This window comes from Streptomyces sp. (genome assembly GCF_035563135.1).
Classification (GTDB): Bacteria; Actinomycetota; Actinomycetes; order Streptomycetales; family Streptomycetaceae; genus Streptomyces.
In genome coordinates this window covers 1-12748 of sequence record NZ_DATMVN010000761.1, presented here as the reverse complement: position 1 = coordinate 12748, position 12748 = coordinate 1, and the positions used below count along the sequence as shown (strand labels likewise).

Here is a 12748-nt window from a genome sequence, read left to right as displayed (position 1 = left end):
GTCGAAGTAGTCAGCCATCGGTGCACAGCTCCAGGTAGTAACGGCGCCGGAGGGGGCTGAGCGCCAGGATGTCGGGCTCGCTCCACCCGTAGGCGGTGGCCAGCAGATGGACGTCGAGGAGCAGGTCCCGTGCCCAGCTGTCCAGTTCGGTCCACAGGTAGGAGGTGATGTCCAGCTCCGCCGGGGTGGCTTCGCCGCAGTCCGGGCACGCCACGTTCAGCGTCACCTCGGCCGCCGGGTCGGCCTCGGCGGCCTTCTCGGCGATGAGCCGCTCCACCCGGTCGGGCAGCAGAGCCGCCAGCTGTTCCGGGGCGACGGGCTCGCCGCCCCGCAGCGCCCGTACCGTGCAGTCCGTCACCAGCCGCCGGCGCGCCCCGGCGGGAGAGCCGGCGGCTCCGGCCGCCGCGAGGTCGGCGACGGTGGGCAGCCTGAACTCGACCACCCAGTCGTCCTCGGCCACCCGCAGCGGCCGGTCCACGGCCGCCGGACGTGCGCCCAGCGCACCGGCGTCGAGGTCGAACTCCATGGCCTCGCCGCAGGCACCGCACTCGGTCCGCACCTGCATCCGCTCGCCGAAGAGCGACCGGCGCAGCGCGAACAGATCGGCTTCCCGCTCGCCGACCGGTACCGACAGCAACGCGTCGGTACCGGCCTCCGGGCGGGCCGCCCGGTGCAGCAGCAGCGACTTCTCCGCCGCGCCCAGAGCCAGCCCGGCCTCCCAGGCGGCCAGCAGTTCGGCGGGCCCCACCGGGGCCGTTCCGGGGATCACGGCGCCGTTCAGGCCGGGTGGGTGAACGACGGCTCGACCGGTTCCGGGATCTCGTAGTCGCGCTCCCAGCCCTCGCACTCCAGCTTGACGCTCTGGATGGCGACGGCGTTGGCGTTCGCGTCGAGCTCGCCGACGACCTGGTACTCGCTGACCCAGGCCCGGTAGAGCTTGTGCGAGACGGCCACCTGCCCGGCTTCGTTGAGCACCTGGATGATGATGTCCTTGCGGAAGTCCCGGAGCGAGACCTCCGAGCCGAGCCCGGCGCCCACCTGCCAGACCTTGTTGGCCCAGCGGTCGAATTCGGGATCGTGGGTGACGCCGCGTTCGAGGGTGACGCCCTCGAACTCGGAGCGGCCCGGCGACTTCCGCGGTGAACTCGGATCACCGCCGTGGCGGTGTTTGACCACCTCGGTGGTGCGCTTCAGGGGACTGATCTTGCTGATGCCCGCGACCGTCCGACCGTCCCAGAGGACCAGGAACTTGAAATTCTTGTAGGGGTCGAATCGATGGGCGTTTATCTGGAACTCAGCCATCGGTTTCCTTCGTGTTCCTTTTCCTTGACTACGAGAGGTCGAACTGTCCGGCGAACTGCTGGATCCTGACGATCACGAACTCCGCCGGTTTGACCGGCGCGATGCCGATCACGACGTTGACCACACCGCGTTCGATGTCGGCGGCGGTCGTGGTGTCCTTGTCGCACTTCACGAAGTACGCCTCGCGTGGTGTGCCGCCCTTGAACGCGCCCTGTCTGAACAGGTCGTTGAGGTAGGCCGACGCCTTGAGCCGGATCTGCTGCCACAGCTGTTCGTCGTTGGGTTCGAAGACGACCCACTGCAGGCCGCGGTGGAGGCTCTCCTCGACGTGCAGGGCGAGGCGTCGTACCGGCACGTACTTCCACTCGCTGCCGAGGGCGTCCGCGCCCTCCAGCGTGCGGGCGCCCCAGACCAGCGGCCCCACCACGGGGAAGGTGCGCAGGCAGTTCACGCCCAGCGGGCTGAGCAGCCCGTTCTCCCGGTCGGTCAGCTTGACCGAGAGCGACCGGACTCCGGCGAGGCGCGCCTCGGTCCCGGCCGGCGCCTTCCACACCCCGCGCTCGCCGTCGATGCGGGCCATCACACCGGCGACGGCTCCCGACGGCGGGAAGGAGCGCAGCCGTCCGGTCAGCGGGTCGGTCATCTGCAGATGCGGGAAGTACAGCCCGGCGTGGTTGCTGCGTACGGGTTCGAACGCGCCGATCCCGGCCCGCGCCGCGTCGACGCTGCCCCATGCCGAAGGGGAATCGACGAGCAGGAAGATCCGCCGCTCCTGGCAGAGCTGTCCGGCCGCCGACAGGACGGTGAGCATGTCCTCGGTGGACTCGTAAGCCGACAGCTCCGGCAGTACCAGCAGGTTGACGTCGTCCACGTCCCGCAGCGCCTGGACACCGGTCTTGTCCCCTTCGCTGCCGACGAGGTCCCGTGGGCCGGGCGGGTCTCCGTCCTTGCCGCCCGCCAGCGGGAAGACGGGCGGGTTGACCGAGGCCTCCAGTCCCAGGTCGTTGGCGCACTCGCCGATGAAGCGGACCACGTCGTCCGGATCGACGGACCCGGCGACGACCTGGAGCCGCCGGCCGAAGGCGGTGACCTCGGCCCCGGCGAAGGCGTGCCGTCCGGGGGCGTCGGGCAGTGCGCGCAGTTTGCGCTCCAGCAGGAGGGCCAGTTCGGTGACGCTGCCCGGCGGCTCGCCGTCGCGGCCGGGCTCGAAGAGCGTGAACTCGCGCTCCACGTCGCCGATCTTGACCTTCAGCTCGACGTCCAGACCGGGCAGTTCCGCCGCGAAGGGCTTGGAGACCGTGCCGGACGGGTCCGGCCGGTCCTCGTCGAGGGACGTGACCCGCACGAGCGAGGAACCCGCGTTGACCACCGTCTCGACGAAGCGGCCGTGGCCGGCGTCCATCGACAGACCGGTGAAGGACTCCCGGGCCCCGCCGCGGGCGTCGAGGATGTGGAGGTTGAACGTCCTGTCCGTCGCGGCGGTGTCGTGATCGACGGCCACCCGCAGGCCCGAGCCCCATGTTCCGGGCTCCTTCGCACGCACCTCCAGCACCGGGCACCGGCTGCGCCCCTCCGTGGACAGGAGCGTGACGCAGGCGTCCTCCCCCGTGCCGGCCCTGGCCACACGGACGATCACCGCGAGCGTGCCGCCGTTGCCGAAGAACTGGTGCACCGCGTAGCTGAGGGCGCTCTGCGAGGTGAGTCCGCCGAACCGGCGCTCGAAGTCCGCGAAGCTGGTGACCCGTACCGGCTGGTTGAGCGGCCCCCGGCGCGTGTGCCCGACGAACGCGGCCACCGAGGTGGTGACCGAGGCGATCGTACGGACGCTGCCGGGGAGTTCTTCGATGTAAACACCGGGATAGCCCATGTGCGTCGGCATTCCCCCTCCATTCCCTTCGCGCACCAAGAGATGAGAGGAGAGGTGAAGGACTGCGCGCATACGTCGAATATGCACACACGTCCCCCGTGTGTATCCCCCGTCGTTCACCCCGTGCGATATCCGGTCTCGCAGGGCCATCCGCATCCGTGTGCGCCGGTGGCTCCTGATGCATGAGTGCCTTGCGAGTGTGTATCGCGCCGCGAGAACCGGTCAAGACAGCGATTCGGTCATCCGGGGATGCCGCCTGGCCGGATCGGCAATTAATGATTCGACATGGTCAGAGTATTTTCCCATCGGCTTATGAAGATTCAGTTCACCGCCGCTTCACAGAAAACCCGGAGCCGATGGGAGAAACAAGCCGAATCGGCTCGACGGCGGCGCGCCGCCGTGCGTCCACGCGGGCCGTGCGGCCGGCACCGGGACCGCGGGGGCGGAGCGGCAGGTACCGTAGGGAGGACGATCTCGTGGGCCTCCTGGCGGGCTGCGTACACCCAGGAGGAACACATGACGACGAACCGCGGACGCAAGGACGTGATCCGGGACCGGATGGCCGCGACCGGCGAGTCGTACAACGTCGCCGCGCGGAACCTGAAGGCGATGAAGGACATGGGTGCGACCCGTGACGCCGTGCTCGTCCAGCGGTGGCTCCCCGCGCAGTCGCTGGACGTGCCGTGCCCGTGCGGCGGCACGTGCGAGCCGGGCGAGACGTGCGACCGCTGCCACGCCCGGCACCGGCATGTGAAGCGTTACCCGGGCAGCGTCACGGACGTGGAGCTCTGGGCGGACCGGTACGAGTGCACGGGCTGCCCTTCCTCGTACACGCTGACCGTCCGCCTGGCGGGGCGCCCGTGGGGCGTGGCCGAGACCGTGGTGCAGGGCGGTGCGGCCGAGGAGGTCGTGCGGGCCCGGGTGTTCCCCGGAGTGGTGCACCCCTTGCTGCGGGCCGAGGCTGCCGCGGAGTCCGGGTCCGACGAGGGCTGACCGCCCCGCCCTCCGCCGGGACGTCCCGGCCGGGAAACAGCGCCCGGACCCTCCCGGCCCCGTGCCGCGCCTGACGCCCACGACATCACCGCCGGCCGTCACCCACGTCCGGGACGGCATACACAGACGGCTCTCCGACCGAGGCGGGGGGCCGTCTTCCGTCTCCCCGCCGTCGTGCGGGCCGGCCGCCCGCGTCCCACCCGCACGGTGGCCCCATGGAGCATGGTGATGCGCGTCACCGGAATTCCCTGACCGACCGGTCAGGGCTGACCGATCGGTCAGCTACGGTGAACCCATGCCACGTCCGCCTTCCGCGATGCGCCGTCAGATTCTCGACTCCGCGCTGCGTCTCTTCGCCGAACACGGTTTCAAGGGAGCCTCGCTGCACGACATCGCGGTCGAGGCGCACTGCTCCAAGGCGTCCCTGCTGTACCACTTCGCCGGCAAGGACGCGATCCTCACCGAGCTGCTGACTCCGCCGGCCCGGAGCCTCTCCGCCATGATCGAGGAGCTGGCGGACCTGGACGGCGACCAGGCCGTCGAAACGGCCGTCACGGGTTACGTCGGCCTCGCGATGCGCTTCCACCTGGAAATAAAGATCATCTTCGCCGAGCTGCCCGACATGCTCGGTCATCCAGTGCTGGCCGTCATCCCCCGGGCGGTCGACCAGCTCGCGGCGGCGCTGGCGGGCCGGTCCGAGGAGCCGCGTGCGCGCGTCCGGGCGCAGATGGTGATCGGTGGCGTGGCCGTCACGGTCGCCGCCGACGTGGACGCCCCACCCGCCACGATGCGCACCGAACTGGTCCAGGGGTCGCTGAGAATTCTCGGGCATACGACCGGCTGACAGAAGTCGTCCAGACCGAAGAGAAAGACGCCTCTTTCGCATGGCAATCCTGCTGTACCGGCTCGGCCGGCTGTCCTTCCGCCGACGAGGGCGTGTCCTCGCCCTCTGGCTCCTGCTGCTCGCCCTGCTCGGAGGGGGCGCGGCAGCCTTCAGCGGTCCCACCACCAGCAAGTTCTCGATACCGGGCACCGAATCGCAGAAGGCCCTGGACTCGCTCGCCCGGGAATTCCCGCAGGCCGGCGGCGCGACGGGGACCATAGTCGTCGCCGCGCCCGAGGGCGGGAAGCTCACGCCCTCGGCTGTGGCTCCCGTGACCGCGGAGGCCGCCGAGGTCCCCGGGGTCCTCGCCGCCGTCGACCCCTTCGTCTCCAAGGCGGTGTCGCAGGACGGCCGTTACGCCCTGATCCAGGTGCAGTTCGAGTCGGGTGCCGACGGCATCACCGACGCACAGCGGGAGGCGTTCACCGAGGCGGGCGCGTCCGTGGCGGATCTGCGCGTCGAGCACGGCGGCGAGATCATGCGGGGCGTTCCGGAGATCGGTTCCACCGAGATCATCGGTGTGGCCGTCGCCGCCCTCGTGCTCGTCCTCACCTTCGGTTCCCTGGTGGCGGCGGGCATGACCTTGCTGAACGCCCTGGTCGGCGTGGGGGCCGGGATGGCCGGGCTGTTCGCCCTCAGCAGCACCGTGGAGCTGACCAGCACCGCGCCCATCCTGGCGCTCATGCTGGGCCTGGCCGTCGGCATCGACTACGCGCTCTTCATCACCTCCCGCTACCGCCACTACCTCTCGGAGGGCATGGACGGGGAGGAGGCGGCCGGCCGGGCGGCCGGGACCGCCGGTTCGGCCGTCGTCTTCGCGGGGGCCACCGTCGTCATCGCACTGGCCGGGCTCACCGTCGCCGGCGTGCCTTTCCTGACGGTCATGGGTCTGGCGGCCGCGGCCACGGTCGCCCTGGCGGTGCTGGTGTCCCTCACCCTGCTGCCGGCCGTCCTCGGCTTCGCGGGCCCCCGCGTCCTTCCCCGCAAGCAGCGGACCCAGGACCGGACGCCCGCCTCCGCTCCGGTGAAGGCCGAGGAGGGCTTCGGCTTCCGCTGGGGCCGGATCGTGGCACGGCTGCGCGTTCCCGTCCTCGTCCTCGGGGTGGCCGGCCTGGGTGCGCTCGCCCTGCCCGTGCAGGACATGCGTCTGGCCCTGCCCGACGCGAGCACCGAGGCGGTCGGGACGCCCAACCGCGAGGCCTACGACCTGACCACCGAAGGGTTCGGCGAGGGTTTCAACGGCCGGCTGGTCGCCGTCGTGTCCGGCGGCACCGCACAGGCGACCGGCGCGGCGGTCAAGGAGACCGCCGCGCTCATCATGAAGACCGACGGAGTGCTGGCCGTCGCCGCCCCGCAGCTGAACGAGAAGGGCACCACCGCCCTCCTGGCCGTGATCCCCGAAACCGGTCCCACCGCCGCCGCGACGGAGGACACGGTCAACGAGATCCGTGACCGGGTGGAGGACGTCAAGGGTGCGTCCATCGCGCTGACCGGCGCCACCGCGGTCGGTATCGACGTATCCGAGAAGCTCGCCGCCGCCCTGCCGGTCTATCTCCTGCTGGTGGTCGGACTGTCCGTCCTGCTGCTGATGCTCGTCTTCCGGTCGGTCCTGGTACCCCTCAAGGCGGCGCTGGGCTTCCTGCTGACCATCGGTGCCACCTTCGGGATCACCGTCGCGATCTTCCAGGAGGGCCATCTGACGGACCTGGTCGGCCTCGACACCCCCGGACCGCTGGTCAGCTTCCTGCCCATCCTCCTGATCGGCATCCTCTTCGGGCTGGCCATGGACTACGAGGTCTTCCTCGTCTCGCGGATGCGGGAGGACTTCGTCCACGGCTCGGACGCCCGCGAGTCCGTCATCAGCGGTGTCGGCCACAACGCACGCGTGGTCACGGCCGCGGCGGTGATCATGACGGCTGTCTTCGGCGGCTTCGTGTTCATGCCCGACCCGATCATCAAGTCCATCGGCTTCGCCCTGGCGATCGGCGTGCTCATCGACGCCTTCGTCGTCCGTATGGCCCTCGTGCCGGCGGTCATGCACCTTCTGGGACGCGCCGCCTGGTGGCTGCCGCGCCCGGTCGACCGGGTGCTGCCCGACCTCGACATCGAGGGCGAGCGGCTGCAGCGGGAGATTCCGGTACAGCAGCAGGCGTCCGGGCTCGTGAAGACGTGAGCACGCCCGTGCGTCCGGCCTGAGGGCCGCTCCACGAGACGAACGGCCCGCCGGGAGACGAACTCCTGGCGGGCCGTTCCGCCGGCACCGGCGCCGTCGCGCCGGCCGGCTCAGCTCTCGTCCGGCGTCAGTGCCAGCGAGATCGAGTTGATGCAGTACCGCTGGTCCGTGGGCGTCGGATAGCCCTCGCCCTCGAAGACATGCCCCAGGTGCGAGCCGCAGCGGGCGCAGCGCACCTCGGTACGGGCCATGCCGAGGCTGTTGTCCTGCAGGAGTTCGACCGCGTCGGTGTCCTTCGGGTCGTAGAAGGACGGCCAGCCGCAGTGCGACTCGAACTTGGTGTCGGAGCGGAACAGTTCCGCTCCGCACGCCCGGCAGGAATAGACTCCCGCCGTCGTGGTGTCGGTGTACTCGCCCACGAAGGCGGGCTCGGTGCCGGCCTTGCGCAGCACCGCGTACTCGGCGGGCGTCAGTTCTGCCCGCCACTGCTCGTCCGGCTTCTCGACGTCGTACGGCACGGTGGCTCCCTCAGCTCGACAGGTGGTCCAGGATCTGCGGGCCGAGGTCGGTGACATCGCCCGCTCCCATGGTGAGAACCAGATCGCCGGGCTTCGCCATTCCCGCGACGGCGGCGGGGACCGCCGCCTTGTCGTGGACCGCCGCGACATCGGCGCCCGCGGCCTTCGCGGCGTCGATGATCAGTGCGCTCGTGACGCCCGGGACCGGGTCCTCCCTGGCCGGGTAGATGTCCAGGACCAGCGAGGCGTCGGCGAGAGCGAGGGCCTGGCCCATCTCGGTGCCGAGCTCCTGGGTGCGGGAGAAGAGGTGCGGCTGGAAGACGACCAGGAGGCGGGACCCGGTCGCCGCGCCGCGCATGGCTTCCAGGTCGGCGGTCATCTCCGTGGGGTGGTGCGCGTACGAGTCGATGACCTGGACGCCGGCCGCCTCGCCCTTGAGCTGGAGGCGGCGCTTGACCCCGGTGTACTTGCCGATGGCGGAGGCCAGGTTGTGCGCGGGGATGCCGAGGGCGACACCGGCGGCGAGCGCGGCCACCGCGTTGTGCGCGTAGTGGCGGCCGGGCACGGAGACCGTGAAGGTGAGGTACCTGCCGTTGAGCACGACCGTGACCTCGCTGGTCAGGCCGCGCGGGGTGACCTTGTGGACGCGTACGTCCGCGCCCTCGGACTCGCCGTAGGTGACGACGGTGAGGGAGGAGAGCTCTCGGACCCGGCGGGTCAGCTCGACGGCGCCGGGCTGGTCGGCGGCGATGACCAGGGTGCCGCCGGGGACGACCTTGCCGACGAAGGTCTCGAAGGATTCGTAGATCTCGTCCATCGACGCGTAGTTCGCGTGGTGGTCCAGCTCGACGTTGAGGACGATCGCGACCTGGGGGTCGTACTTCTGGAAGCTGCGGTCGCTCTCGTCCGCCTCGGCGACGAAGATGTCGCCCTCGCCGTGCCGGGCGTTGGTGCCGGGGCCCTCCAGGTCGCCGCCGATGGCGTACGAGGGGTCGAGGGCGAGCTCGGACAGGGCGACGGCGAGCATCGACGTGGTGGTGGTCTTGCCGTGCGTGCCGGCGACCGCGATGGAACGCAGGCCGCCCATCAGGGAGGCGAGCGCGTCGGAGCGGTGCACGACGGGGATGCCCAGCTCGGCGGCGCGGACCAGCTCGGGGTTGTCGGCGCGGATGGCGCTGGAGACGACCACGGAGGTCGCGTCGTCGGCCAGGTGGGCTGCGGCGTGCCCGATGTGGACGCTCGCTCCGAGCGCACGGAGCGCGTCGGCGGTGGCGGACTCCCTGGCATCGCTGCCCGCCACCTTCGCGCCGCGCTGGGCGAGGATCTTCGCGATGCCCGACATTCCGGCGCCGCCGATGCCGATGAAGTGCGGCCGTTCCAGGGCGGCAGGAATACCGGGTGCCATACGTGTCTCTCCCGAGGTGCGACGTGGTTCTGGGTCCGCCCCAGCCTATTCGCTGTGCGCGAAGAGCTTGAGCACCGGTACGCCGACCTTGTGGCGGGCCCTGGACGCCCAGTCGCGGTGGAAGAACTCCTCGACGTAGTGCGGCGCCGTCAGCACGATGACCTCGTCGGCCCCCGAGTCGTCGACCACGGTCTTCAGCTTGTCCAGGGGGTGGTCCTCCACCACCTGTCCGACGGCCTCCGAGCCCGCCTCGCGCAGCTCCCGGAGCGAGTACTCCAGAGCCATCTCGGCGGGCTCCCTGGCGTCCTCGCCCTCCGGCCGCTCCCCTTCGCGGACCGCCTCCCGGAGCTCGCCGATCGCCACGTCGTCGATCGCGCGCAGCAGCACGTCGGCCTGGTCGGTGCGGGGCTGCATCAGGACGACGAACGAGATCCGCTCCTCACCGTGGAGAGTGGTGACGAATTCCACGTCCTGGGGGGTGAGGGGCTTCTCGATCATCAAAACGCTTGTGAACACGGCAGGCGCCCTTCCGCTTCATCTCGTCGGCCGCAGGGGGGCCGCTGCTGCTGAAACCATCCTTCCCCGCAATTGCACGGGGTAGCGAGACCAAGTGTGCCCACCCCGAACTAACCGGAATGGTTGATTCCGCTATGTGTCAGGTCTTCCCGTACCGAGTGAAGAGGAATCCTGCCTCCTCCAGGAGCGAGACGAGGGAGAAACGTTCCGGCACAGGGATGGCGGGTCCGCCCGCGATGCGCTGCGCGTCTCCGGCAGTGAGCAGCGGGGACAGGGTCAGGCAGAGTTCGTCCAGCACCCCGGCCGCCACGAACTGGCCCAGCAGACGCGGCCCGCCCTCGGTGAGGAGCCGGGTGAGCCCCCGCCCGGCCAGTTCCGCGAGCGCGCGTGCCGGGTCGACGGTGGCGCCTTCCCCGGCGAACAGCACCTCGGCCCCCGCCTCCCGCGCGGCGTGCACCCGGTCCGAGGGCGCCGCCGCCCCGGTGATCACGAAGGTCGGGACCAGCGGCGAGACGAAGAGCGGGAGCGAGAAGTCCAGGTCCAGGCTCGCGCTGACGACCGCGACGGCCGGGGCCGGCCCCTGCCCGGCCGCCTCACGCCGGGCGGCGAAGGCCTCGCGGGCCCGCGCGGGCCGGTAGCCCTCCAGGCGCACCGTCTCGGCCCCGACGACGACCGCGTCGGCCAGGCCGCGCAGGGTGCCGAAGATCCGCATGTCGGCGGGGCACGAGATGCCCTGGGAGCGGCCGTCGTGCTGGGCGGCTCCGTCCAGGGTGGAGACCATGTTGGCGCGGAGCCAGGGACGCCCACCGCCGGGATGGGCGTAGGCGTCGGCCAGCTCGTCGAGCGTCCACTCGCGGTCGGCGGCCGGGGCCGGGGCTGGGGTTGTCGGGTCCGTCACAGGGAGCAGGCGTCGCATGCCCAGCAGTCTGGCACGGGCCCTCAGGGCCGTCCGGCACATGGCGGAGTGGGCGGCGTCGCGGGGCCGGGCCCGCACATCCGCCCGCCGTGGGCCGGACGGTCTAAGGTGGAGCGTTGTGTCGTCCTCCACAGCCCGGCCGGGGCAGAGCCCCATAGCCGAAACGTCTCCGCAGTCCCTGTGCGCCCTCGAACCGCGCGTCCCCGCCGACCGTCTGGTCGCGGAGATGGTGCCGCCGCCGCGCTTCGACTCGGTGCGCTTCGATACGTACGTGCCCGACCCGGACCAGCCGAGCCAGAGCGAGGCGGTCGAGGTCCTCAGCTCGTTCGCCGCCGGGCTCGGCGGGGCGCACGCCACGGGCTCGGGCAGGACAGGAAAAGCGCGAAGCGCCTCCTTCGGAGGGTGGTGGCGGGCGACGGGCGGGCGGTTCGGAAAGAAGCAGGCCGCGCCCACCGGCCCGCGCGGGGTGTACCTCGACGGCGGATACGGCGTCGGCAAGACGCACCTGCTGGCCTCCCTCTGGCACGCCACCCCGGCCGCACCCTCGCTCAAGGCCTTCGGAACCTTCGTCGAGCTGACGAACCTCGTCGGCGCGCTGGGCTTCCAGCAGACCGTGCAGACCCTGAGCGGACACCGGCTGCTCTGCATCGACGAATTCGAACTGGACGACCCGGGCGACACCGTCCTGGTGTCGTCCCTGCTCAGCAGGCTCGTCGAAGCGGGCGTCGCGCTCGCCGCCACGTCGAACACGCTCCCGGGCAAGCTCGGCGAGGGCCGGTTCGCGGCGGCCGACTTCCTCCGGGAGATCCAGGGTCTGTCCGCGCACTTCCGGCCGCTGCGCATCGACGGCGAGGACTACCGCCACCGGGGACTGCCCGAGGCGCCGCCCCCGTACTCCGACGATCAGGTCACCAGGGCCGCGTACGCGACTCCGGGCGCTTCGCTCGACGATTTCCCGGCCCTGCTCGACCACCTCGCCCGGGTCCACCCGAGCCGGTACGGCGCACTGACGGACGGGCTCACGGCGGTCTGTCTCACCGGTGTGCAGCCGGTGCCCGACCAGTCGACGGCACTGCGTCTGGTGGTGCTCGCGGACCGGCTGTACGACCGCGAGGTCCCGGTGCTGGCCTCCGGACTCCCCTTCGACCGGCTTTTCAGTGACGAGATGCTGAACGGCGGGTACCGGAAGAAGTACTTCCGGGCCATCTCGCGGCTGACCGCGCTGGCCCGTGACGCAAAGGGACTGGTGGGGCAGTAGGTTCGGGGACTGAAGGACGTACGGCGCCTCCGGGTGCCGGGGACGTCCGTTGACCGCGCACACCGTTTGAAGGGATCCACCATGGCTACCACGCGTCAGGCGCACACGGTCTGGGAAGGCAACCTGCTCGAGGGCAAGGGCGTCGTCACCTTCGACTCCTCCGGGGTCGGGGAGTTCCCGGTCTCCTGGCCGTCCCGCGCGGAGAAGGCGAACGGCAGGACCAGCCCGGAGGAGCTCATCGCGGCCGCGCACTCCAGCTGCTTCTCGATGGCCCTCTCCAACGGCCTGGCCACGGCGGGCACCCCGCCCACCGAGCTGAACACCCAGGCCGAGGTCACCTTCCAGCCCGGCACCGGCATCACCGGTATCCACCTCACGGTGCAGGGCACGGTTCCCGGCCTGGACGAGGCCGGCTTCGTGAAGGCCGCCGAGGACGCCAAGGCGAACTGCCCGGTCAGCCAGGCGCTCACCGGCACCACCATCACGCTCACCGCGTCGCTGGGCTGATCCCGCTCGTCCCCGGGGCCTCTCCTGCCCCGGGGACACAGGGGGCACCTCGGTCCGCGTGGTTCCCGTGCGTCACGACGCGTGGTACACACATGCGGGTCACTTCACCTGTCCGCCAACAGGGAGTTGCCTCATGTCATCCGCACCTCGACACCTCGCGACACGACGACAGGTCCTGGCCGGCAGCGCCGCCACCGCCGCGTCGGTCGCCTTCACCGGGGCCTTCACCGAACTCTTCGCCGGCACCGCGGAGGCCCGGGGCCACAGCGGCTACGGCCCTCTCCTGCCGGACCCGGACGGCCTGCTCGACCTGCCGAAAGGTTTCCGCTATCGGGTGCTCTCCCGGGAGGGCGACCCGCTCCGCTCCGGCGAGGGCCTGGTTCCCGGCAACCACGACGGGATGGCCGCCT

Annotated in this window: 13 protein-coding genes; 6 read left to right on the top strand and 7 right to left on the bottom strand. The window is 71.0% G+C overall.

All coding sequences use genetic code 11. The features are described from left to right. Positions 1–10 precede the first annotated feature (10 nt). Genes VN520_RS34005 through VN520_RS33995 form a run of 3 tightly spaced genes read right to left on the bottom strand, consistent with a single transcriptional unit; the run spans position 11 to position 3181 of the window. Positions 11–769, bottom strand: coding sequence for a hypothetical protein (locus VN520_RS34005; RefSeq protein WP_325750802.1), 759 nt, complete (start codon positions 767–769; stop codon positions 11–13). Between the two features lie 8 nt (positions 770–777). Then, entirely contained in the window at positions 778–1302 is a 525-nt protein-coding gene (locus VN520_RS34000; protein WP_069169413.1) for a phage tail protein, read from the bottom strand. Positions 1303–1330: 28 nt separating this feature from the next. After that, entirely contained in the window at positions 1331–3181 is a 1851-nt protein-coding gene (locus VN520_RS33995) for a phage tail sheath C-terminal domain-containing protein (protein WP_325750801.1), read from the bottom strand. Between the two features lie 504 nt (positions 3182–3685). Between VN520_RS33995 and VN520_RS33990 the strand changes: the two genes are divergently transcribed. The 3 genes from VN520_RS33990 (at position 3686) to VN520_RS33980 (ending at position 7218) form a co-directional block, all read left to right on the top strand. Next, positions 3686–4162, top strand: a complete 477-nt coding sequence (locus tag VN520_RS33990) for a hypothetical protein (protein WP_325750800.1) — start codon at positions 3686–3688, stop codon at positions 4160–4162. A gap of 295 nt (positions 4163–4457) precedes the next feature. Continuing rightward, the gene (locus tag VN520_RS33985; protein WP_325750799.1) at positions 4458–5006 is read left to right on the top strand and encodes a TetR/AcrR family transcriptional regulator; all 549 of its coding nucleotides are present in this window, start codon (positions 4458–4460) and stop codon (positions 5004–5006) included. Between the two features lie 40 nt (positions 5007–5046). Next, positions 5047–7218, top strand: a complete 2172-nt coding sequence (locus tag VN520_RS33980) for an MMPL family transporter (protein ID WP_325750798.1) — start codon at positions 5047–5049, stop codon at positions 7216–7218. Positions 7219–7328: 110 nt separating this feature from the next. On the opposite strand, the gene msrB is transcribed toward VN520_RS33980, so the two are convergent. The 4 genes from msrB to VN520_RS33960 form a co-directional block, all read right to left on the bottom strand. Next, positions 7329–7736, bottom strand: coding sequence for a peptide-methionine (R)-S-oxide reductase MsrB (gene msrB, locus VN520_RS33975; RefSeq protein WP_325750797.1), 408 nt, complete (start codon positions 7734–7736; stop codon positions 7329–7331). A gap of 10 nt (positions 7737–7746) precedes the next feature. Beyond that, entirely contained in the window at positions 7747–9141 is a 1395-nt protein-coding gene (murC, locus tag VN520_RS33970) for a UDP-N-acetylmuramate--L-alanine ligase (RefSeq protein ID WP_325750796.1), read from the bottom strand. Between the two features lie 45 nt (positions 9142–9186). Next, positions 9187–9639, bottom strand: a complete 453-nt coding sequence (locus VN520_RS33965; RefSeq protein WP_325750795.1) for an indole-3-glycerol phosphate synthase — start codon at positions 9637–9639, stop codon at positions 9187–9189. 157 nt (positions 9640–9796) lie between these two features. Further along, complete coding sequence (locus VN520_RS33960) at positions 9797–10573, bottom strand: pyrimidine reductase family protein (protein WP_325750794.1); 777 nt, start codon at positions 10571–10573, stop codon at positions 9797–9799. 118 nt (positions 10574–10691) lie between these two features. On the opposite strand from VN520_RS33960, the gene zapE reads away from it, so the two are divergent. The 3 genes from zapE to VN520_RS33945 form a co-directional block, all read left to right on the top strand. Beyond that, the gene (gene zapE / locus VN520_RS33955) at positions 10692–11831 is read left to right on the top strand and encodes a cell division protein ZapE (protein ID WP_325750793.1); all 1140 of its coding nucleotides are present in this window, start codon (positions 10692–10694) and stop codon (positions 11829–11831) included. 81 nt (positions 11832–11912) lie between these two features. Continuing rightward, positions 11913–12338, top strand: coding sequence for an OsmC family protein (locus tag VN520_RS33950; RefSeq protein WP_325750792.1), 426 nt, complete (start codon positions 11913–11915; stop codon positions 12336–12338). 133 nt (positions 12339–12471) lie between these two features. After that, positions 12472–12748: alkaline phosphatase PhoX (locus VN520_RS33945; RefSeq protein ID WP_325750791.1), on the top strand; the 277-nt coding region annotated here is incomplete at its 3' end.